Source organism: Bacillota bacterium (genome assembly GCA_013177945.1).
Classification (GTDB): Bacteria; Bacillota; DSM-12270; order Thermacetogeniales; family Thermacetogeniaceae; genus Ch130.
Window position 1 is genome coordinate 1 of the sequence record JABLXW010000015.1, and the last position, 20,089, is coordinate 20,089.

The window sequence follows — 20,089 nt, forward strand, 5'->3', positions numbered from 1 at the left end:
TCGACATGCGGATGGCCGAAATTAAGGTGACAAGGCAGGATTTCGAAGAGCTCAAAGGCGCGGTCAGGGAGCTGGCGGAGGCTCTAAAAGAGGCCCAGAAGGAGACGCGCCAGGAGGTGGCCCGCCTTGACAGGGCCCTTGCGGAGCTTGCCGAGTCCCACAGGGAAACCCGCGAGGAGCTGAAAGCCCTTGCCGAGTCCCACAGGGAAACCCGCGAGGAGCTGAAAGCCCTTGCCGAGTCCCACAGGGAGACCCGCGAGGAGCTCAAAGCTCTTGCTGAGGCCCAGAAGGAGACGCGCCAGGAGGTGGCCCGCCTTGACAGGGCCCTTGCGGAGCTTGCCGAGTCCCACAGGGAAACCCGCGAAGAGCTCAAAGCTCTCGCTGAGGCTCACAGGGAAACCCGCGAGGCCTTGAATGCCCTCGTGGAGTCGCACATGGAGACCCGCGAGGAGCTGAGAGCCCTCGCCGAAGCTCAGAAGGAGACGCGCCAGGAAATGGGCCGCCTGGAGCGGGCCGTCGCCGAGCTTGCAGATGCGGTGAAGAAGACCCGCCAGGAGGTTGGGCGCCTTTCTCAAACGGTTGGGTTTGGCCTGGAAGACATCGCCCGCGTGGTTCTCCCCGGGTACCTCGAGCGGCACCTGGGGGTGAAGGTGGACCGCCTTAAGCGGGGGCATTTTACCGTGAACGGCACAGAATACGAAATCGACCTTTACGGGGTTGGGAAGCGGGGCGGCGCCAGGGTGACCGTGCTGGGAGAGGTGAAGCACCGGATCTATGCCCGGGAAGTGAAGAGTTTCGTGCGCCTCCTGCGGCAGGTGATGCCCCAGATTAAAACGGAGGCCGTGAAGGTGATGTTCGGCTACCTCGTCCACCCGTCGGCAGAGGAAGCGGCGCGCCCCGAGGGGATTACACTGGTTGCTTCTTACGAGCGCTGAACCGCTCCCGGCTCTTCATCTCCCGTCTTTTTTGTCTCGCCGGAAGGTAAAACATCCCCCTCTGTTGAATAGTGATCGTACCTGAAGGATGATCGAAACCCGGGGAGAGGTAGCGCGTGAGGGATAGCTTCCGGGATTTCTTCCTGATGCTGAGGCCGAAGCAGTGGCTGAAAAATTTCTTCGTCTTTGCCGCCCTTGTTTTTTCCCGCAGCGCTTTTCAGCTTCCCCTGCTGGGGGCGACGGCAGCGGCCTTTGCTCTCTTCTGCCTGCTTGGAAGCGGGATGTACGTTTTCAACGACATCCTGGACCGGGAGCGGGACCGGGCCCACCCGGTGAAGTGCTGCCGCCCCATTGCGGCGGGCCGGATTTCCGTGAGGGCCGCCCTCCTTTGCGCCCTCCTCCTGGTGGGAACGGCGCTCGCGGGCTCTTTTCTGGTTGCTCCGGCCCTGGGTTTCGTTGCTCTCGGCTACGCCGTGCTGATGGCCGCCTATTCCCTCTACCTCAAGGAGCAGGTCATTTTCGACATTCTGACGATAGCTGCCGGGTTTATCCTGCGGGTGGCGGCGGGAGCGGCCGCGGCAGGTATTTCCCTTTCCCCCTGGCTTTTCCTCTGCACCGTCTTCCTTTCCCTCTTCCTCGCCCTGGGGAAGCGGCGCCACGAACTCTACCTCCTGAGCCGGGCGGCCGCCGGGCACCGCCCTGCGCTCGATCACTACTCTTTCGCCTTCATCGACCAGATGGTGGCCATCGCCACTTCCGCCACCATCCTGTCTTACTCCCTCTACACCTTCCTTGCCCCCACTTCGAGGGCGCTCATGGCAACGATCCCCTTCGTCCTCTACGGCCTCTTCCGCTACCTCTACGTGGTCTACCAGCAGAACGGGGGAGGCGCCCCTGAAGACGTGCTCCTGCGCGACCGCCCCCTCCAGGCGACGGTTCTTCTCTGGATTCTCGCCTGCCTTCTGATTCTCTATCTCCTTGCCCCACCCGGGGCCCCCGTTTAGGGAGCGCTGGCCGGGGCTCCGTTTCAGGCGCAGCGGCGGATGAAATAAAATGGGGTGCTTTTTCCGGTTGAAAGCCGGGGGCGGAGGCAGGAAAAGGCGGCGGCCTGTGGAACTGATTTAAGAGGCAGTTCAGAACAGGGCAGTTTTGATGAAGTGGTGTTTGGAGGAGATTGAATGGCACGGCACGGGAAAAGAGCGCGCGTCTGCGTCCTGCGGACGAGTCCGGAAACCGTTCTGGAGGACTACGAGCGCCTGCTGGAACTGGCAGGCCTGGAGCAGGCGCTCGACCGGGCTGCTCCAACCATCATCAAGCTCAACCTCTCCTGGACGAAGTATTTCCCCGCCTGCTCCACCCAGCCCTGGCAGCTGGAGGGGGTGTTGCGGTATCTTTTCAAGCAGGGCTTTGCGAGGGAAAACCTTTTCCCTGTGGAGAATAAAACCGTCGTCACCGATCCCCTGAAAGGGGCGGCCAACAACGCCTGGCTCCCCGTCCTCGCCCGCTACGGCCTCGACTTCATCCCCCTCCCGGGGGTGAAGTGGGTTCCCTTCCGGCCGCAGCGGAAGCTCTTGATGCTGGACAAAATCTTTCCGGAGGGGTTCTGCATTCCGGAGCTTTTTCTGGGAAAGCAGGTGATCCACCTCCCCACCATGAAAACCCACGGCCACAGCGTCACCACCGGAGCCGTTAAGAACTCCTTCGGCGGCCTCCTCCAGGAGGTGCGCCACTACTGCCACAAGCACATCCACGAGGTGCTGGCGGACCTCATGATCCTCCAGCAGGAGATCCACACCGGCATCTTTGGGGTGATGGACGGGACGGTGGCGGGGGACGGGGCGGGCCCCCGCACGATGGTCCCCCGGGTGAAGAACGTCATCCTGGCCGGGGCGGACTCGGTGGCCCTGGACGCGGTCGCGGCCAGGCTCATGGGATTCCGGCCGCTGGAGATCCCTTACCTGCGCATCTGCCACGAGCTGGGCCTGGGGGTGGCGGACCCGCAGGAGATCGAGGTGCTTGGTGAAGACGTTGCGGGGGTGGATTTCGGCTTCAGGGTGAGGCGGAGCCTGGTGATCTGGGGAGACCAGATGATCCGGAAGGGCCCCTTAAGGCCGCTGGAGCGCCTCCTGCTGCACACGAAGCTGGCGGCCTGGGCGCCCCTCGCCTCGAACATTTACCACGACTGGCTCTGGTACCCGACGGTGGGGCGCCGCCGCATCCGGGAGTTCCTGGCAACGGGGTGGGGGGAGCTCTTCCTCAAGTACAAAGACTTTTCCTCAGGCGAAGGGGCGAGGAAAAGCTCAGGCAGCAAGATGGGAAAAAGAAAACAGAGCGAAGAATAAAGGCTTTTTCAAGGAATGAAGGGAAAGAATTGAAAGGGGATGCGCTCTTGCCGGAAGCAACGGGAGCGGCGCAGGCCCTCTTTCCTGCCTATCTGCTGCTGGCGGGGAGCATGGGCCTGAACGCCTTCGCGAATTTCCTGATTAAGCTGGCGGTGCGGGGAAGAGAGCTTCACCTCGACCCGGCCCGGATCGCGGCGACTTTGAAGAGCCTCGCCCTCAACCCCTTCTTCTGGGGCGGGGTCGTCCTCTTTGCGCTGGCGCTGGTGGGGTACAGCGTTGTCCTCTCCCGCCTCAATTTGAGCACGGCCTACCCGGTGATGGCGGGGGGCGGGTTCCTTCTCGTTTACCTCTTGAGCGCCTTTTACCTCAGGGAAGCGCTCACCCTTGCCCACCTCGGAGGCGCCCTGCTCATCGTGCTGGGGATCTGGCTCCTGCTGAGATAGCCTCCCGGCCCGGCGCTGAATTGGTGCCGGGAGCCCGGCCGGGGCAGGCGGCGGGAGGAGGCCGTGTGGAGAACGGCATAGAGAAGTAGAGATAGAAGCGCGAGAAGACGCCGGGAGGGAGGAGATAGGGGAAGATGAACGGCCGGGTGGTGCTGCGGGCGCTGCTGCCCGGCGCGGGTGCCCTTGCCGTCGCTGCAGCCGCCCTCTGGTTCTGGCACGGGTACTATGAGGCCGCCTTTCGGGGCCTCATTTACAACGACGCCCTCGACTACGCCAGCCTTGCGCGGAACTTTGCCCGGGGGAAGGGGCTGGTCTCCCAGTACCTGACCCCGCTCGGCCTGGTCCACCACGGCGTCCCCCAGCCCGATCTCTGGCGCGCTCCTCTGTGGCCGCTGCTCCTCGCGGGGTTCCAGCGCCTGTTCGGCTTCATCGACGAGGCGTCTGCCCTTGCCGGAGGGTTTTGCTTCGCGGCCGGTGCCGGCCTCGTTTTCCTCCTGGGGCGGCGCTGGTTCAACCTGCCCGTTGCCCTCGCCGCTGCCGCCCTCTACGTTTTCAGCGGGCAGCTCCTGCTCTTCAGCACCTCGGGGCTGACCGAACCCCTCGCCCTCCTCATGATGCTGGCCTGGGTCGCCGTGCTTACGGGGGCGCCGGAACGCTCCTGGCGGGGATTCCTGGCGGCGGGGGGAATGACCGGCCTTTTCTATCTTGCCCGCTACAACGCCGTCCTTTTTCTCCTGCCGGGGCTGCTCTTTCTCATCTGGCGCGCCCGGCGGAGCCGCGCAGACGGGGGCCGGTCCGCGGGCAGGGAATTTAATCAGGCGCTCCGCATCACGGCTCTCTTCCTCTTCGGCTTTCTCCTTGCTGCCGGCCCCTGGCTGGGGCGCAACCTGCTGCTTACGGGAAACCCCTTCTTCTCGCTCCAGAAATACGAGCCTGCCATGTTCACCAGGACCTACCCGGGCTACAGCCTCTACATGCGCCCCGAGCGCGTTGACGTGGCGGCCTTCCTGCAGGCGCACCCGGAGGAGGTCGGCGCCAAAGTCGCCGCGGGGTGGCAGGCCTTCCAACGCGATCTTTTCAGCCCCGGCTTTACCGGGGTTGCTCTCCCCGTTTTCCTGGCTTTTCTCCTGGCGCTGGCGCTCCCACTTGACGGGGAGTTCCCCGCCCAGCGCGGGGTGCGCCCGCTCCTTGTCTCCTGCTTCCTGATCCAGCTGGCGGCCCTGCTTCTCATTCACTACATCCCCCGCCTCTTCATCATCTTCGCCCCCTTTTACATGATCTACGCGGCGGGGGGCCTCTGGTGGCTCGTTTGCCGGGCGGCTGCCTGTGCCGCCGGTTGTCTTGCCGCCTGTCCGGAATGGGGCCGTGCCTCCCGCCCGCCCGGGGCGCCGGAGGCGCGGCCTCCGGCACGCCTTGTCCTGGGGATTCTTGCCCTGGGGGCGTTTGCTTTCTTCGGGGCGCGCGCCGGCTGCCCTGACTTTCACTTCGACCTGGGCGGCCCCCACCCCCGGGTGCTGCGGGCGGAGGCGCTCCGGGATGCGGCGGCGCTCGTCCCCCCGGACCGGGTGGTCCTTTCCAACGAGGGGCACCTCTTCGCCTGGTACGGGGACCGCTTCGCCTGCAAAATCCCTTACACCCCGGCGCTCCTCCCCGAGGTCGCCAGGCTCGCTCCCGTTGGCGCCCTCTACCTGTCCAACTGGATCACCTGGAACCTCCCCGAGGCCGACCCGTTGTGGATCAAGTTTTACCTCACCCGCCCCCCTGCTTACGCCGGCTTCACCCTGGTCAAGGTTTACCCGGACGGGAGCCTCCTCTACCTCCGCAGGTGACTCCGCTTGCGGCCCAGGCTGAGCACCCAGCACTGCCGGGGAGGAATTCTGACGGGCTTCGTCGTATTCTAGCACTGCTGCCGTTGCCGGGCCGCGTCGGGCGAGAAAGAGCGGCCGGCAAAAGGTGCGCATGATTCCTATGAAGGAAGGAAAATCAGCGCTTTACTATCATAAGCTGAAGCAGACCGATTTCCAGGAACTTCAGGAAAGGATGAGCCGGGCCCTGGGGCTGGCGGCTCTGATCACCTATCCGGACGGGCGTCCGCTGACCAGACTGTCCGGCCTCTGCTCTTTCTGCGCCCTGCTCAACACCAGCCCGGAAGGGCGGGCCAGATGCGAGGCTTCATGGGTGAGCTCCGCCCGGGCGGCGGTGGCTGCGGGGAAGGAGGCTCTTCAAACCTGCCACGCCGGGCTGGTGCAGCTCGCGGTTCCCCTGCGGGTGGGCGGCGAAATCGCGGCCGTGGCGCTGGGCGGGGGCGTAGCCTTGCGGCCGCTGAGAGAGGAGGCGGCGGCGCGGCTGGCCCGGGAAACGGGCCTTGGCCTGAAGAAACTTCGGGAGGCAGCCGGGGCGGTGCCCGTCTGGACGGAAGAGCGGCTCCGGGCCGCCGTGGCGCTGGTCCAGGCGGCAGCGGACACCGTGGCCCGGCTGCTGCACGTCAGGCAGGAGCTCCAGAGGAAGGTGGACGAGCTTGCCGCCCTCTTTGAATTTAGCCGGACGGTTTCTGGCAGTCTCCAGGTGGCCGAAGTGGCGCAGCGGGCCCTGGCAGCGGTGCTGGGGTTGACCGGAGCGACCAGCGGGTCGGTGGTGATGCTGAACGAGGCGATGCCGGGGGTTGCGGCAGCAGAAACCGCGGCTACCCTGGAGTCCTGCAGCGAGTTCCGGGTTGTGCCTGCAGGCGAAATAGTCGCTGCTGTTGAGCGCGAGGCCCGCGCCGCCCACTTTGACAGCCGTCCCGAAGGAAGCACGCCTGCAGAAAGGCGGCCGGCGGTAGCCATCCCTCTCACGGTTGGAGGCAGGGTGACGGGCGTGCTGACCGTAGCGGGCAGGCCGGGAGGCGCGCGCTTCACCGAAGACGAGACCGTTTTTTTAACAACGCTGGGCACCAGTCTGGGGCTGGCGCTGGAGAACGCCCGTCTCTACTCGTCGCTGCGGGAGTATTATTTAAGCGCCGTGAAGGCGCTGGCGGCGGCATTGGAGGCCAAGGATGTTTACACACGGGGTCATTCCGTGCGGGTGGCGAAGTGGGCGCGGGCCTGCGCCCGCGTGCTGGGGCTTGGCGCCGAAGAGCAGGAACAGGTCTACCTGGCCGGGCTTTTGCACGATCTGGGCAAGATCGGCGTGCGGGAAGACGTTCTTCTCAAGCCGGCGCCCCTCACGGCAGAAGAAAGAAAGGAGATGCAGAGCCACCCCGAGGTGGGGGTCAGGATTCTGGAGCCGGCCAGGTTTCCGGCGGCGGTCATTGCAGCCGTGCGGCACCACCACGAGGACTACGACGGCGGCGGTTATCCTGCAGGTCTGGCGGGAGAGGAGATTCCGCTTCTGGCGCGCATCATCCGCGTGGCCGATACTTATGATGCCATGACTTCCGCCAGGCCCTACCGGCAGGCGCTTGCTTCCCGGCAGGCGCGAAGGGAGCTGCGGCGGCTGGCAGGCCGGCAGTTTGACCCGCGCGTGGTGGGGGCCTTCCTCCAGATTCCAGCTGATGAAATGGAAGATATTGCCAGAACGGGGGGGGGGGTAGCTACCCTGATGTCTCTGCTGGCAGAAGTGTTGTCTTCGCTGACTCATGAGGGGGCAAGGGGGTAGATGTCGGGCTGCGGAGAGATGCAGCCCGATTTTTGCCTTTGCATGAAAAATCCAGGAAGTGGAACCGGAGCGGGACGGGGTGACAAGGCAGAGCGAAAATGTTTGACAGGCCGAAGCGAGGAGGTTAAAATTGGGAAAGGAAGACTGACCGGTCGGTCGGCCCGGAGCGCGCCTCCGGGAGCTGCAGGCGGAGGCGGGAACCCGGAGCCGGCCCCGGCCTGTAGCTCAGAATATCGAAGGTGTGGGGGTCAGGGACGGTGGAGCTGCAGATGGGAGAATCGGGAATGGGTCAAAGGGAGCAGAAAAGGCCGGAGGCCGGGGGTTTGGATGCTTCAAGAGCGTTGCAGGCAGGTGCAGGGGAAGCCGGAGATCCCGGTGCGGGGGGTGGTGATCGGGCGGGTGCCGGCGCGGGGGCCGGAGCGCCGCGTCCGGTTAAAGGCCGGGTGAAAGGCTGGCTCCTCGCGGGGGCGGTTCTCGCCGTCTTAATCGGCGTTCCCCTTGCCGTCCGCTTTCTGAGGGGGGAGGCCCCGGTTGCCGAGCAGGGGCCAGGGGCGGTTCCTGTAGAGGTTGCCGCCGTGGCACGGAGGGATGTGAGCCGCGCCGTCAGGCTCACCGGCAGGGTTGCCCCCAGGGTGGAAATCAAGGTTCTCCCGAAGATCGCGGGCCGGATTAAGTCAATCGAGGTGGATGTGGGGGACCGCGTCCGGGCGGGCCAGGTTCTGGTGCGCCTGGACGACGCGGAGATCGCCGCCCAGGTGCGCCAGGCGGAGGCCGCCCTCGCGGTTGCGGAGGCCGGGGCGCGGGCTGCTGCCGCCAACCTCGAAGACGCCCGCCGGAACCTGGAGCGGATGAAGCAGCTGTACGAGGCCGGGGCGGTTCCCCTCCAGCAGCTGGAGCAGGCGCAGCTCCGCTACGACCAGGCCGCTGCCGGAGTGAGCGAGGCCCAGGTCGCGCAGGCGCGCGCCGCCCTCGAGGCCGCCCGGGTCCAGCTTGCCAACACGGTGATTACCGCTCCGGCCGGCGGCATCGTTGCGGCGCGTTCCGCCCAGGTCGGGGAGATGGCCGCGCCCACGCAGCCCCTCTTGACCCTGATTGACATCGACCAGGTCCAGGTGGAGGTGAGCGTGACCGAGGCCGAGGTCAACAGGCTCCGGCCCGGCCAGGAGGTTCCGGTGACCGTAGCGGCCGTGAGTGAAAAGCCCCTCACCGGGCGGATTGCCTCCCTTGCCCCTGCGGCAGATCCCCGCAGCAAAATGTTCCCCGTCAAAATCACCCTCTCCAACCCCGGCCACAGGCTCAAGCCCGGGATGTTCGCCGAGGTCAGCCTTACTGCCGAGGTGCGCCGGCAGGTTCTCGTGGTGCCGGTGGGGGCGGTTCTGGAAAAGGAAGGGAGAGCCGTTGTCTATGTGGTGGAGGGCGGCCGCGCCCGGGAGCGCCGGGTGGAGGCGGGCCTCTCCGACGGGAAATTCACGGAAATCAAGAAGGGGTTGAGGGAAGGGGAGCAGGTGGTCGTCTCCGGCCAGGAGTTTCTGGTTGATGGGGCAAGGGTAGCCGTGAAGGGGGCCCTTTCATGAACCTCCCGGAGCTTGCCGTGCGCCGTTCCGTTACGGTTTTTATGGTGGTTTTGGGGCTGGTCGTGCTCGGATGCGTGTCTTTGAGCCGCCTTGCCATCGACCTTTTCCCCAACCTGAAGCTCCCCGTCGCCGCGGTGATGGTGGAGTACCCCGGCGCCGGCCCCCAGGAAGTAGAGAAGGCCGTCACCGAGCCCCTCGAAGAGATTCTGGCGACCGTCAACAACGTGGATACCATCAAGTCCGAAAGCCGGGCGGGCTCCTCCATGATCATCCTCTGGTTTGCCTGGGGCACGGACATGGACTTCGCCACCCTCCAGATGCGGGAAAAGATCGACATGATCAAGGGGATGCTCCCCGAAGATGTGAAGAACCCGATGGTCTTTAAGATGGACCCGGCGATGATGCCTGTTCTCCAGGTCGGGATGAGCGGCGGGAGAGATCTTGCAGAACTGACGCGCCTTGCCGAAGACGTGGTGAAGCCCAGGCTGGAGCGCCTGCCCGGCGCCGCCTGGGTGATCGTCACCGGGGGGCGCGCCCGCGAGGTCCACGTGCTGGTCGACCCGGTGAAGCTGGACTCCTTCGGCCTCTCCCTCGAACAGGTGGCCCAGGCCCTGCGCGCCGAAAACGTGGAGCTTTCTGCGGGGAGCCTGGCGGAGGGGAAGAAGGAGTTCGTCATCCGGACCACCGGCGAGTTCCGGGACCTCGCGCAGCTGGCAGGCGTTCCCCTGATTACCCCCCAGGGGAGCGTCGTCTACCTGAAAGACGTCGCCGAAATCGCGCAGGGCTACACTGATGCAGCCCAGGAGACCTACATGAACGGGCGCCCCAGCGTCGGGGTCCACGTCCTGAAGCAGTCCGGGGCGAATACGGTTCAGGTGGCGGAGCGGGTGAAGCGGGAGCTGGAGGCCTTGAAAAAGGAGCTTCCGGGCAACGTGGAAGTGAACACGGTTTTCGACCAGTCCAGGTTCATCCGTGACGCCATCGACAGCGTTGTGAACAATGCCATGATCGGGGCGGTGCTGGCGGTTCTGATCCTCTTCCTCTTCCTCCGCCACGTCCGGACGACCCTCGTGATCGCTCTCTCCATTCCGATCTCGATCATCGCCACCTTCATCCTCGTCTACTTCGCGGGCCTCACCCTGAACATGCTCTCCCTGGGAGGCCTCGCCCTGGGCGTGGGGATGGTGGTGGACAACTCCATCGTCGTGCTCGAAAACATCTACCGCTACCGGCAGGAGGGGTACTCCCTGTGGGAGGCGGCGACGGCCGGGGCGCAGGAGGTGGCGATGGCGATTACCGCCTCGACCCTCACCACGGTGATCGTCTTCCTCCCGGTTGTCTTCGTCCAGGGCCTGGCTTCGCAGATTTTCCGGGATCTTTCCCTTACCGTTGCCTTTTCCCTCCTCGCCTCCCTCCTGGTGGCGCTGACCCTCGTGCCGGTGCTTGCCTACCGGCTGCTCCCGGCAGTTCCTGCCGCGGCGCAGCCCCGCACCTGGGCGGGGCGGGCGAGCAGCGCCGTCGGGCGCTGGCTGGAAGCGGTCCGGGATTTCTACCGGGTGGTGCTGGCCTGGGCGCTGGAGCACCGGAAAGCCGTGGTCCTCGGAACGCTTGCGGTTTTTCTTGCTTCCCTCGCCCTCGTCCCCGTGATCGGTGTGGAGTTTCTTCCCAAGATGGATGCCGGGGAGATTTCTATCAAGATTGAAATGCCCCGCGGGACTGCCCTCGCGGAAACGGGCAGGGTGGCCGGCCGGGTAGAAGAGATCTGCGCCTCCCTGCCGGAGGTCAGGACCACCTTCGTCAGCGTGGGTTCCGCCGAGGAGATGGGGGGCTTCGGCACCGCAGAGGCCGACAGGGCCAGGCTCAGGGTGCAGCTTGCCCCGCGCCGGGAGCGGCAGCGGAGCACCGAGGACGTTGTGGACGAAATCAGGCACCGGGTGGCAGGGATTCCCGGCGCCAGGATCGACGTGGCGGCGGTTGACCCTAAAATGGCCGGGATGCCCACCGAGGCTCCCATCGCTCTAACCGTCCGGGGGGAGGACCTGGGGGTTCTCAAGAATGCGGCCGAACTTGTGGCTCAAGAGGTGCGCCGCGTCCCCGGCACCAGGGACGTCAGGACCTCCCTCGAGGAGGGAAAGCCTGAGGTCGAGGTAAGGCTGGACCGCGACCGCGCCGCTGCTTATGGCCTGGGCACTGCCCAGGTTGCCCAGACGCTGAGGACGGCGGTCTTCGGGCAGGTGGTCACCCGCTACCGGAGCGGCGGGGAGGAGCTGGACCTGAGGGTGCGCCTCGCGCCGGGAGCGCGGCAGCGAGTGCAGGATCTGGGTGACCTGCGCATTGCCTCCCCTGCGGGAATTGCCGTTCCCCTGAGGGAAATTGCCGAACTCCGGGAGGTGGAGGGGCCCTCCATCATCACCCGGGAGAACCAGACCCGCGTCTGCTACGTCACCGGTGACCTGAAGGGGCGCCCGCTGGGGGATGTTATGAAGGACGTCCAGGCGCGGCTTGCCGCACTCAGGCTCCCCCCGGGGTACGAGATCATTTACGGCGGGGAGCACAAAGAAATGAAGGAGTCTTTTGGGAGCCTGACGTTTGCCCTGCTGCTCGGGGTGCTTCTGGTCTACATGGTGATGGCCTCCCAGTTCGAGTCTCTCTTCCATCCCTTCGTGATCATGTTCACCATGCCGCTGGCCTTCATCGGAGTGGTGCTGGGCCTTGTCTTGACCGGGAAGACCTTCAACATCGCCACCTTTATCGGAGTGATCATGCTGGCGGGGATCGTCGTCAACAACGCCATCGTCCTCGTTGACTATATTAATACTTTGAGGCGGCGGGGGATGGAGCTCCGGGAGGCGATTTTGCAGGCGGGGCCGGTGCGCCTCCGCCCTGTGCTCATGACCGCCCTGACCACCATCCTCGGGATGGTTCCCCTCGCCCTCGGCATCGGGGAGGGGGCCGAGGCGGATGCTCCCCTCGCCGTTGCGGTCATCGGCGGCCTGACCGTGGCGACCTTTCTGACGCTGGTGGTCGTTCCTGTAGTGTACACCCTGCTGGAGGACCTGGGGGGCCGGCTCCAGGGCCGGTTCGGCAGCGCCCGCCAGGCCGCCGGGCTTGAGGAATTTCCTGGAGGGGTTGAGAGGTGAAGGAAAGAGACAAGCGCACGGCAATTCTCAGGGCGGCAGCGGCGGTTTTTGCCGCCAAGGGGTTCCACCCCGCGACCGTTGAAGAGATCGCGGCCCGCGCCGGCGTCGGCAAGGGGACGGTCTACGAGTACTTCTCCAGCAAGAAGGAGCTTTTCCGGGAGTTGCTCCGGGCCGGGATGGAGTCCTACCTGGCTGCCGTCAGGAAGCGGCTGGAGGCTTCCGGCCCCGCCCGGGAAGTTCTCACCGAGATCGCCCGCGCCCACTTCCGCTTCGCGGCGGAGCACGGCGCCCTGGCCCGCCTCCTCTTTGAAGGGCAGGGAGGCCCCGCGTCCTGGGCCGGAGAATGGCTGAAGGAGGCGCAGGACAGGAAGCTGGCGGTGCTGATCAGGATCATCGCGCGGGGGATCGCCCGCGGGGAGTTCCGCCCCGTTGATCCCCGGCTTGCCGCGCAAATTTTCCTGGGGGCGCTGGGCGCCCTCTGCCTCCCGCTTTTCCTCGGCTCTCCCGGCGCACCTGCAGGCGGACCGGCAGCTGCAGCAGATGCCCCCGGCTTTCCCTGCGATCTCCAGGCGCAGCTTGAGCAGGGCCTCGATCTCCTCTTCCGCGGCCTCGCGCTTCAGGCCCCTCCGCAGGACTGAAGCTTTCTTCCCGTGATTTTTTCCGGTAAACCCTCTCTCACCACACGAGGCTCTTGTCAATTTTCCCGCTGCAGTTTCCGGCTGCCTTTTTTTGGGTCAGCTCTTCCCGGTGCCTTCCCTTAATTCCCGGAGGTGGTGAATACTGGATCGTCCATCATGTATACATGTATACATCGCACTGGATGCCAGGAATTTCGCGTTGTTCGACGAATTTTAAAACACGATTGTTAAAACAGGTATTCCTCAGGGCATATCCTGCCTGCGCCGGAAAAAAGAGATAAAAAGAGGGGCGCGCAGGGAGAAAGATCGAATTAAGGAGGATGAGATTGAGGATGTCTTTCAGCAAACCCAACGCCAGCGCTGCTACCCTGACGAGGAGCCGGACCAGGGAAAGCGTCTGCCCCTTCAGCGGGCTCTGCGCCACCTGCCTGGACGGGTGCGTGGGGCTCTGCGAGGTGGGGAAGTCCGCCTACCGGGGGAAAGAGGTGCTTTACCCCCAGCCCTTTGGAAAAACCACTTCCGCTTCGGAAAAGGATTACCCCGTTGACTTCTCCCATTTCAACATCATGGGCACCGCCGCCGGCGCCGTTGGCGTCGAGGCGGACAGCGACCGCGCCATCTTCCCGGCGGTGGATATCACCACCGAGATCGGGGCCGCAGAGAAGATCAGGCTCCGGGTGCCGCTGGTCATTGCAGGGATGGGGTCCACCGACATCGCCCGCATCCACTGGGAGGGCCTGGCCGCAGGCGCGGCGATCTCCGGGGCCGTGATCGTCGTCGGGGAAAACGTCTGCGGTATGGACCCTGACCTGGAGACGAAGAACGGGAGGGTGACCCGCTCTCCCCACCTGGAGGCGCGCCTCAAGGCCTTCCGCGACTGGTACGACGGCTGGGGCGCAATCGCGGTCCAGGCCAACGTCGAAGACACCCGGCTCGGGGTTCTTGAGTACGCCGTTGAGAAGCTCGGCGTTGAGGCGGTCGAACTCAAGTGGGGCCAGGGCGCGAAGGACATCGGCGGGGAGGTCAAGCTCTCCTCTCTGGAGCGCGCCCTCCAGCTGAAGCGGCGCGGCTACATCGTCCTTCCCGACCCGGAGGACCCCGCGGTGCAGAAGGACTTCGAGCGGGGAGTTTTCAAGGAGTTTGAGCGCCACTCCCGGGTCGGAATGGTGGAGGAGGAGGCCTTCCTGAAGCAGGTGGAATACCTGCGGAAGCTCGGCGCGAAGTTCATCTTTCTGAAGACAGGCGCCTACCGCCCTGCCGACCTTGCCCGCGCCGTCAGGCTCGCCTCCGAGGCGCGCCTCGACCTCCTCACCGTTGACGGGGCAGGGGGAGGCACCGGGATGAGCCCCTGGCGGATGATGAACGAGTGGGGGATTCCCACCGTCTACATTGAGGCCCTCCTTGTGCGCTGCCTCGACCGCCTCGCGGCGCGCGGCGCCTTCATCCCGAGCGTTGCCATTGCCGGCGGGTTCACCCTTGAGGATCACCTGTTTAAGGGATTCGCCCTCGGCGCTCCCTACGTCAGGGCGATCGGAATGGCCCGCGCTCCTCTCACGGCGGCCATGGTGGGGCGCAAGATCGGGCACGACCTGGCGGAGGGGAACCTGAGCAGGGAGCATGCCAGGTACGGCGACACCCTGGAGCAGATCTTCGTGACGAGCGGCGAGCTTAAAGCGCGCTTCGGCCAGGACTTCGCGAAGCTGCCGCCCGGGGCAATCGGGGTCTACACCTACTTCGAGCGCCTCAGCCAGGGGCTCCGCCAGCTGATGTGCGGAGCGCGGAAGTTTGCCCTGAAGTACATCGACAGGAGCGACATCGCCGCCCTGACGCGTGAGGCCAGCGAAGTTACGGGAATCCCGCACATCATGGACCTGGACCAGGAGCTTGTGGAAGAGATTCTCTCGTCTCAAGCCCTGTCCTGCTCTTAGGCGGGGCCGGACCCCCGCAGTGCTTCTGAAAAGGGCGCGCCCTGCGCCCTCTGTTTGCTTAAGAAAATTTTACCAGAGAGAAGGGGAGGAGTTGGCCCTCCGGTGTCGAAGACTTCTACCGGCGGCCCCTCCGGGGGCCCGGGTGCTCCGGGGCGCCCGCCCGGGGAGGCTGCCGAAAGGGTATTTCCCCTGTTGGGGGCTTTCTGAGAGAGAGGCGGGGGTGGAGGAATGCTGCGGGTTGCGGTATCTGGTTATTACGGCTTCAACAACACCGGCGACGAGGCGATTCTGCTCGCACTGGTTTCCACCCTGCGCACCCTTGCGCCCGGCATAGAGATTACCGTTTTTTCCCACCGCCCCCGCGAAACCCGCCGGCTTTACGGGGTGAAGGCGGTGAACCGGTGGAACCCCTTGAGCATCTGCTGGGCGCTTTTTCGTTCCGATCTTCTGCTCAGCGGCGGCGGCGGTCTGCTCCAGGATGTCACGGGGGTGCGGAGCATCTGCTACTATTTGGGGATCGTCCTGCTGGCCAGGCTCCTGGGGAAGCCCGTGATCTACTACGCCCAGGGGGTGGGCCCCATCAGGACGCGCTTCGGCCGCTGGCTCACCCGGGTGGTCTCCAACCGGGTGGAGCTCATCACCGTCCGCGACCAGGCGTCGCGGGAGGACTTTTTATCAATGGGGGTCACCCGCCCCCCCATCGTGGTGACGGCCGACCCCGCGCTTGCCTTGAGTCCCGGCCAGGTGGACCCGGAGCCGGGGGAAGCCCTGCTCGCCGACCTGCGCGCCGGGAGCGAAGGGAAGGGGCAGGAAAAAGGGCAGAATCCTGCGCCGCCGGAAGAGAAAGGGAGGAGGCGCCGCCTGGGCATTGCCCTCCGCGACTGGCAGGACTGCTGCCGGTACAAGCGGGAAGTGGCCGCTGCCGCCGACCGCCTCGTCCGGGAGGGATGGGAGGTTGTCCTGATTCCCTTTCACTTCCCCGTCGACCTCCAGGTGTGCCAGGAGGTTTGCTGGCTGATGCAGGAGCCCGCCCTGCTGGTGCGGTCGAAGCTCTCCGTGGAGACCCTCTTCAGCCTGCTCAGCCGGCTGGATCTGGTGCTTGCCATGCGCCTCCACGCCCTGATCATGGCGTCGGTGATGCGGACGCCGTGCGTCGGGATCTCCTACGACCCCAAGGTCGAGAGGTTTCTCGAACTGACGGGGCAGCCCCTCGCAGGGAGGGTGGCGGACCTGGATGCCGAAAAGATCTACCTGGCCGTGAACGACGCCTGGGAGCGGTGCCAGGAAATCACGACCCGCCTCGACCAGGTTCTCGTGAACCTGAGGCAGCAGGCCTGGGAGAGCGCCAGCCTGGCGCTAAGTGTTTTTTACTCCCGTTTCCCCCACAGGCGTTGGGAGGTGGGCCGCGCCACCCGGCGCGGGGCCTGACTCCGGCAGGTGCCGGGCGAGCCCCAGCAGGATCCAGAAAAGGGTCTGCATCATGGGCACCTCGAAGATGTTCTCGACACAGTTGTGGGCGAGAACCCCCAGCAGCCCGGCGGTGATCCCGCAGGCATAGGCCCGCCGGACCGGATCCAGGGCAGACTCCCGGATGCTCCCGCTCAGGTACCGGACGGCGTTCAGGAGGAGCCAGAGGAAGGCCCCAAGCCCGAGAACGCCCGTTTCCACCGCCAGCTTCAGGTAGTAGTTATCGACGTAGAAGGTGCCGGGGATCTGGAAGCGGGCTGCAGTTGCGCCCCCAAAGCGGCCCAGGCCGACGCCGGTTGCCGGGTGGGCGAGGAAGCGGTCGAGGGCCTGCTCCCAGCGGGCCATCCGCCCGCCCCGCTGAGAGCTCTCCACGTACTTGCTGCTGAAGGTGTACTGGAGGCGGTTCGCGACTCCCGGAGAGACGGCAGGGAGCAGGATGGCGCCTGCCAGGATCAGGGCCAGGAGGCGCCGGTCCTGGAGCGTCCCGTAGAGGAGGGCTGCGGCCAGAAAGGCGAGCCAGGCCCCCCGCGAGAAGGTGAAGACGAGGCAGGCGAGCATGGCGAGCAGGAGCCCGCCCAGGAGGAGCCGCGCCCGCCGCTTTCGGGCAGTCTGCCAGAGGGCTGCAGCAACCGGGATTAAAAGCACCAGGTAGCTTCCCAGGACGTTGGGGCTCCCGATCCAGGAGTAGACGCGTGTCCGCACTCCCGCCTCGGCCTGGTCGACCCAGCTGGCGGGGATGGGAACCCCCGCGATGTACTGGTAGATCCCGTGCAGGGCGATGATGCCGGCGACCAGCACGAAGCTCCACAGGAGAGCCTCCTTCTGCCTCCGGTTGAGGGGGAGGCGGGTTGCCAGGAAATACCAGAGGCAGTACTGGAAGGTGGCGCGGAACCCGTCCAGCGCGATTTCCGGCTCCGGCGCCCTGAGGAGATAGAGCAGCACTCCCGTCCCCAGAAAGAGGAGCAGGGGGAGATCGAGGGGGGTGAAGAGGGGCGGCGTCTCCCTGAAAAGAGTGAGGCGCGCCAGGATCAGGGCTGCGGTCAGGGCAAAGAGGAGTTCATCCCAGAGCCCGGCCAGACCGGCAAGGCCGGGAGTGTTTCTCAAGATGTAGTCGATCAGGGGGTAGGCCCCGGCGAGGATCAGCACGAGGTGAGCCTGTCCGGTAAGGGCGCCCAGGGCGCGCCGCGTGATGCTCCCCGCCCCAAACCGGGCCGGCAGCGCTCCTCCCCGCCGGAGGAGCAGGGCAAGGGCGCGCCCCGTCCCCGCCAGGATCCGGTAGGTGATGGTTTCTTGAAAAAAGCGGGACTGGGCGGCCAGTTCGGGGCCCAGCAGGAAAAGGGAGAGGCGGCTGCTGCGCCAGGCCGCGCCCAGGCTCCGGGCGCAGGCGGAGGCGCAGGCGGCAAAGCAGCTTTCTTCCCAGCACCGGGCGATTTTCTGGAAGCGGGATATGTTCACGGTGTCCTTGAACCCCCTTAAAGCAGTTTTAGAAGGCCTTCCGGCGGCCGGCTCCCGGGAAGCGGCGGGCGGCAGGCAGGGCGGGCCAGTGGAGGTGGCAGCAGGTGGAGAAGACAACAGGGCTCCGGGTGGTTCACATCATCGGGGGCGGAGAAATCGGAGGCGCGGAGCAGCACGTCCTGCGCCTTGCGGCGCGCCTCCCCCAGGCCGGCTTTGAAGCCCGCGTCATCTGCCTCTTTCCGGCCCCTTTTTACCAGGTGCTCCAGGAGGCAGGGATTCCGGCGCACGTGGTCCCGATGCGCCACCGCCTGGACTTCCGCGCCCTCCTGCGCCTGACAGGGCTGCTCCGGGAGCTGCGGCCCCAGATCCTCCACACCCACGGGGTGCGGGCAAACCTGGTGGGGCGCCTTGCGGCGCGCCGGGCGGGCGTTCCGGTGGTGGTGACGACGGTGCACAGCGTTCTCGCCCACGACTATCCCGCGTTCTTCAGCCGCCTTGCCAACAGCATCACGGAGCGGGGCACCTCTTTTCTCACCGACCGCTTCATCGCGGTCTCCCGGTTTATTAAAGATTACCTGCTGGCCGCAGGAGTCCCTCCCGCAAAGGTTGCGGTCATCTACAACGGGATCGAGCCCGGGGCCTGGCAGCGCTGGGCCGGGGATGCCTCCTTTCGCCTCCGCTGGGGGATCGACCCCGCAGCCCCGCTCTTCGGGATCGTGGCCCGGCTGCATCCCGTGAAGGGACACCGCTACTTCCTGGAGGCGGCAAGGGAAGTTGCCGCCCGGTTCCCCGAGGCCCGCTTTGTGGTCGTCGGGAGCGGCTTCTTCTGGCGCGAGGTTGACGCCCTGATCAGGGCCTGCGGCCTGGAGGGGAGGTGCATTCGCACCGGCTTTCAGCAGGAGATCGGCCCCGTTTACGCCGCCCTCGACTGCCTGGTCGTCAGCTCCCTCTCCGAGGGGTTCGGCCTGACCGCCCTCGAGGCCCTTGCGCTCGGGAAGCCGGTGATCGCCACGCGGGTGGGGGCGCTGCCGGAGGTCATCGCCGACGGGGAAACGGGGCTGCTGGTTCCCCCCGCCGACTCCGCGGCGCTTGCCCGCGCCATGTGCCGCATCCTGGAGGATGCCGCCGGGGCAAGGCGCCTGGGGGAAGCGGGCCGGCGGCTGGTTGAGGAGAAGTTCTCCCTCGCCCAAACCGTTGCAGAGACCGCCCGCCTCTACCGCTCCCTCCTTGCACCTTGCCCCTAGCGGAATGCGCGAGGGTCGCCCTGAATATTTCCTCCCGCACTCCCGTCGGTTGCCGGGCAAGCACTTCCACTCGCTCCTGATTCTACTTCAGGATTTTGATCCCCGTCACCTCTGCTTTGAGCTCCACCGTCTGAGTCTTCAGAAAAAACTCCTTTCCGATGCGGACCTCCTGCCCCCCGAGGCGGAGGTCAGGCTCCCCCACTGCCGCCTTTCCCCGGATGGTCGCGTAAACGTCCTTGTTGTAGGGATCTCTTGTGAGGAGCCGGGTGCCGTCGGCGCGGGTGGTTGCGATCAGCCCCGGTTCGATCCGGACGTCAACGATCCGGGCATCTGTGAAGCTGCCGCTTGCCACGAGCCGGTCCCCCACCTTCACCGCCTCTGCCGCATCCGGCCGGACGAAGGGCGCGATCACGGTCACCTCCACCTCGGCCACCTCGCGGGGCTTGCCGCCCGGGCGGAGCTTGAGGTACACCCCGGCGGCCACCGCGAGCACCAGCAGCAGGACCGCCAGGTCGAAGGGGTTCACCAGGCCGAACAGTTTTCCCCTTTCGTCTAAAAGGCGCACTTTCCGTCTACCCCCTTAAACTCGACTACCTTAGCCAACTTCGACAGTTGCGCCCCGATTCCTGCCGCTCTTCGCCGGAAGCCGGATTTGCCAAAAATTTATCCAGAAGAGAGGAGGAACTCTTCTCTTTTTGGCGAATTCGATCCGGAAATGGGCAGGGTGAACAACAGGAGGTTTTCTCATGGACGAGCAGCACATGGGCGGGCAGCGGGCGGTTCTGGAAGCCCGTGAGATCCAGGAAATCCTTCCCCACCGCTATCCCTTCCTGCTGGTGGACCGGATTGTCGAGCTGGAAGAGGGGAGGCGGGCCGTGGGGATCAAAAACGTGACCGTTAACGAACCCTTTTTTCAGGGGCACTTTCCCGGCTACCCCGTCATGCCGGGGGTTCTCATCGTTGAGGCGATGGCCCAGGTGGGGGCGGTAGCCCTCCTGAAGCTCCCCGAATACGCCGGGAGGCTGGCTTTTTTTGCGGGGATCGACGGGGTCCGCTTCCGGCGCCAGGTGCTCCCCGGCGACCAGCTCCGGATCGAGGTGGAAATCCTGAAGCTCAAGGGGAAAATGGGCAAGGGCAGCGCCCGTGCCTATGTCGGCGGGGAGCTGGCCGCGGAGGGGGAACTCCTCTTCGCCCTCTCCGGCTGAGAAGTGTGACAGGCAGGCCGGCATTCCGGTTTCCGGCTGGGCATATTCTTTATGAGAAGCTCAATCTCCCGCTCCCTTTGCT

The 20,089-nt window shown here is 65.6% G+C and carries 15 protein-coding genes; 13 read left to right on the plus strand and 2 right to left on the minus strand.

What is annotated here, in order from left to right:
- The 11 genes from HPY58_09670 to csaB all read left to right on the plus strand — a co-directional run.
- On the plus strand, positions 1 to 935 hold a 935-nt coding region (locus HPY58_09670), incomplete at its 5' end, for a hypothetical protein (protein ID NPV29899.1).
- A gap of 146 nt (positions 936 to 1,081) precedes the next feature.
- Complete coding sequence (locus HPY58_09675; GenBank protein NPV29900.1) at positions 1,082 to 1,939, plus strand: decaprenyl-phosphate phosphoribosyltransferase; 858 nt, start codon at positions 1,082 to 1,084, stop codon at positions 1,937 to 1,939.
- Positions 1,940 to 2,113: 174 nt separating this feature from the next.
- Positions 2,114 to 3,277, plus strand: a complete 1,164-nt coding sequence (locus tag HPY58_09680; GenBank protein NPV29901.1) for a DUF362 domain-containing protein — start codon at positions 2,114 to 2,116, stop codon at positions 3,275 to 3,277.
- Between the two features lie 47 nt (positions 3,278 to 3,324).
- Positions 3,325 to 3,720 (plus strand): hypothetical protein, encoded by a 396-nt coding sequence (locus HPY58_09685; protein NPV29902.1) that lies wholly within the window; start codon positions 3,325 to 3,327, stop codon positions 3,718 to 3,720.
- 134 nt (positions 3,721 to 3,854) lie between these two features.
- Positions 3,855 to 5,549 carry a hypothetical protein gene (locus HPY58_09690; protein ID NPV29903.1) on the plus strand — a complete coding sequence of 565 codons (1,695 nt, stop codon included), beginning with the start codon at positions 3,855 to 3,857 and terminating at the stop codon, positions 5,547 to 5,549.
- Between the two features lie 139 nt (positions 5,550 to 5,688).
- Positions 5,689 to 7,356 carry an HD domain-containing protein gene (locus HPY58_09695; protein NPV29904.1) on the plus strand — a complete coding sequence of 556 codons (1,668 nt, stop codon included), beginning with the start codon at positions 5,689 to 5,691 and terminating at the stop codon, positions 7,354 to 7,356.
- Between the two features lie 257 nt (positions 7,357 to 7,613).
- Positions 7,614 to 8,930, plus strand: coding sequence for an efflux RND transporter periplasmic adaptor subunit (locus HPY58_09700; protein ID NPV29905.1), 1,317 nt, complete (start codon positions 7,614 to 7,616; stop codon positions 8,928 to 8,930).
- Positions 8,927 to 12,070 (plus strand): efflux RND transporter permease subunit, encoded by a 3,144-nt coding sequence (locus HPY58_09705; protein ID NPV29906.1) that lies wholly within the window; start codon positions 8,927 to 8,929, stop codon positions 12,068 to 12,070. Before HPY58_09700 ends, HPY58_09705 begins: the two co-directional genes overlap by 4 nt.
- Positions 12,067 to 12,708 carry a TetR/AcrR family transcriptional regulator gene (locus HPY58_09710; protein NPV29907.1) on the plus strand — a complete coding sequence of 214 codons (642 nt, stop codon included), beginning with the start codon at positions 12,067 to 12,069 and terminating at the stop codon, positions 12,706 to 12,708. The genes HPY58_09705 and HPY58_09710 overlap by 4 nt, the downstream gene beginning before the upstream one ends.
- Positions 12,709 to 13,040: 332 nt before the next feature.
- Positions 13,041 to 14,636 (plus strand): FMN-binding glutamate synthase family protein, encoded by a 1,596-nt coding sequence (locus HPY58_09715; protein ID NPV29908.1) that lies wholly within the window; start codon positions 13,041 to 13,043, stop codon positions 14,634 to 14,636.
- A gap of 228 nt (positions 14,637 to 14,864) precedes the next feature.
- On the plus strand, positions 14,865 to 16,064 hold the full coding sequence (gene csaB, locus HPY58_09720) for a polysaccharide pyruvyl transferase CsaB (protein NPV29909.1): 1,200 nt from the start codon (positions 14,865 to 14,867) through the stop codon (positions 16,062 to 16,064).
- On the opposite strand, the gene HPY58_09725 is transcribed toward csaB, so the two are convergent.
- Positions 15,993 to 17,558, minus strand: coding sequence for a polymerase (locus tag HPY58_09725; protein ID NPV29910.1), 1,566 nt, complete (start codon positions 17,556 to 17,558; stop codon positions 15,993 to 15,995). The genes csaB and HPY58_09725 overlap by 72 nt on opposite strands.
- A gap of 104 nt (positions 17,559 to 17,662) precedes the next feature.
- On the opposite strand from HPY58_09725, the gene HPY58_09730 reads away from it, so the two are divergent.
- Positions 17,663 to 18,802 carry a glycosyltransferase gene (locus tag HPY58_09730; protein NPV29911.1) on the plus strand — a complete coding sequence of 380 codons (1,140 nt, stop codon included), beginning with the start codon at positions 17,663 to 17,665 and terminating at the stop codon, positions 18,800 to 18,802.
- An 82-nt stretch (positions 18,803 to 18,884) separates the two neighbouring features.
- Here HPY58_09730 and HPY58_09735 read toward each other — a convergent pair whose 3' ends face one another.
- On the minus strand, positions 18,885 to 19,367 hold the full coding sequence (locus tag HPY58_09735) for a DUF4330 domain-containing protein (protein NPV29912.1): 483 nt from the start codon (positions 19,365 to 19,367) through the stop codon (positions 18,885 to 18,887).
- A 196-nt stretch (positions 19,368 to 19,563) separates the two neighbouring features.
- Between HPY58_09735 and fabZ the strand changes: the two genes are divergently transcribed.
- Positions 19,564 to 20,007 carry a 3-hydroxyacyl-ACP dehydratase FabZ gene (gene fabZ, locus HPY58_09740; protein ID NPV29913.1) on the plus strand — a complete coding sequence of 148 codons (444 nt, stop codon included), beginning with the start codon at positions 19,564 to 19,566 and terminating at the stop codon, positions 20,005 to 20,007.
- The last annotated feature ends 82 nt before the right edge of the window (positions 20,008 to 20,089 follow it).

Bases quoted from the DNA above. Each gene is read 5' to 3' on its own strand.
- HPY58_09675 (NPV29900.1), top strand. From the start codon at position 1,082: ATGCTGAGGCCGAAGCAGTGGCTGAAAAATTTCTTCGTCTTTGCCGCC.
- HPY58_09680 (NPV29901.1), top strand. From the start codon at position 2,114: ATGGCACGGCACGGGAAAAGAGCGCGCGTCTGCGTCCTGCGGACGAGT.
- HPY58_09690 (NPV29903.1), top strand. From the start codon at position 3,855: ATGAACGGCCGGGTGGTGCTGCGGGCGCTGCTGCCCGGCGCGGGTGCC.
- HPY58_09695 (NPV29904.1), top strand. From the start codon at position 5,689: ATGAAGGAAGGAAAATCAGCGCTTTACTATCATAAGCTGAAGCAGACC.
- HPY58_09705 (NPV29906.1), top strand. From the start codon at position 8,927: ATGAACCTCCCGGAGCTTGCCGTGCGCCGTTCCGTTACGGTTTTTATG.
- HPY58_09715 (NPV29908.1), top strand. From the start codon at position 13,041: ATGTCTTTCAGCAAACCCAACGCCAGCGCTGCTACCCTGACGAGGAGC.
- csaB (NPV29909.1), top strand. From the start codon at position 14,865: ATGCTGCGGGTTGCGGTATCTGGTTATTACGGCTTCAACAACACCGGC.
- fabZ (NPV29913.1), top strand. From the start codon at position 19,564: ATGGGCGGGCAGCGGGCGGTTCTGGAAGCCCGTGAGATCCAGGAAATC.